This window comes from Lonepinella sp. BR2271, from assembly GCF_051851515.1.
Lineage (GTDB): Bacteria > Pseudomonadota > Gammaproteobacteria > Enterobacterales > Pasteurellaceae > Lonepinella.
Genome location: NZ_JBPDVF010000035.1, coordinates 1 through 352 on the forward strand (window position 1 = coordinate 1; position 352 = coordinate 352).

Below are 352 nucleotides of genomic sequence, written 5' to 3' on the forward strand. Positions count from 1 at the left end.
GTTTTCAACAGGGTATTGATGATGACGATCATTTTACGAATACAGGCAACTAAACTACATTTTTTGGATTTGCCTTTTTCTAGCAATCGTTCGTAAAAATGTTTGAACGCAGGTTCGTGTCGCACGGCACAAAGTGTTGCCATATAAAGCGTACTGCGTGGTAACGCTCGACCGCCACGGCAATGACGTTTGCCTTGTAGGTTTCCACTATCTTTAGGATAGGGAGCAACGCCCACCAAGGCAGCTATAGCTTTGTTTGACACCTTGCCTAGCTCTGGCAAACACGCCATCAGCACGGCAACGGTTTTGCGTCCGACACCTTTGATGTTGATAAATTTTTCGGTTTGATCGT

The 352-nt window shown here is 45.5% G+C and carries 1 protein-coding gene; it reads right to left on the reverse strand.

Going from position 1 to position 352, the window contains the following annotated elements; translation table 11 throughout:
* Positions 1 to 352: transposase (locus ACTG7X_RS11080; RefSeq protein ID WP_439258495.1), on the reverse strand; the 352-nt coding region annotated here is incomplete at both ends.